Below are 549 nucleotides of genomic sequence, written 5' to 3'. Positions count from 1 at the left end.
CGCGCTCTGTCTGAGCCTCCTGAGCTATCCCGGCACGCTCGCCTCGCGGGTGCGCATCGCGTTCCTGTTCGGCATCGGCGTGCTGGTCGGCATGGCCGCGACGACGGGGTTCTGGATGCTGCATCTGTGGCAGCAGTTCGGTAATCCGCTGTATCCGCAGTTCGGCAAATTCTTTCCGAATCCGCTGACGACGTCCGGCGCGCAAGGCGACATGCGCTGGCTGCCGCGCAATGCCATAGAGATGCTGCTGTGGCCGTTCATCATCGCCGCGGATTCGAGACGGGTCGGCGAGACCCCCATCCGGCAGATCATCTGGCCGATTGTCTACATCGTGTTCGTCTGGTGGGCGCTCGTGCGGATTACGCAGCGCATCAAAGGCCAGCGGCCGGAAGGTCTCGAACCGAAGCAACGGCTCGTCGTGCTGTTCGTCGCGCTGGGCTTCGTCGTGTGGATGAAGCTCTTTAGCATCTATCGCTACATCGTGCCCATCGAGGTGCTCGCACCGATGGTGCTCGTCCTGCTGATCGACCGGCTGCTGCCCGCCCGTAT

At 63.2% G+C, this 549-nt stretch carries 1 pseudogene; it reads left to right on the top strand.

From position 1 onward, the window contains the following. Positions 1-549 (top strand): annotated as a pseudogene (locus tag BN2475_RS33230) (hypothetical protein); the annotation flags it as partial.

It is taken from the genome of Paraburkholderia ribeironis, from assembly GCF_900019265.1.
GTDB lineage: Bacteria > Pseudomonadota > Gammaproteobacteria > Burkholderiales > Burkholderiaceae > Paraburkholderia > Paraburkholderia ribeironis.
This window is presented reverse-complemented; position numbering and strand designations above follow the sequence as displayed.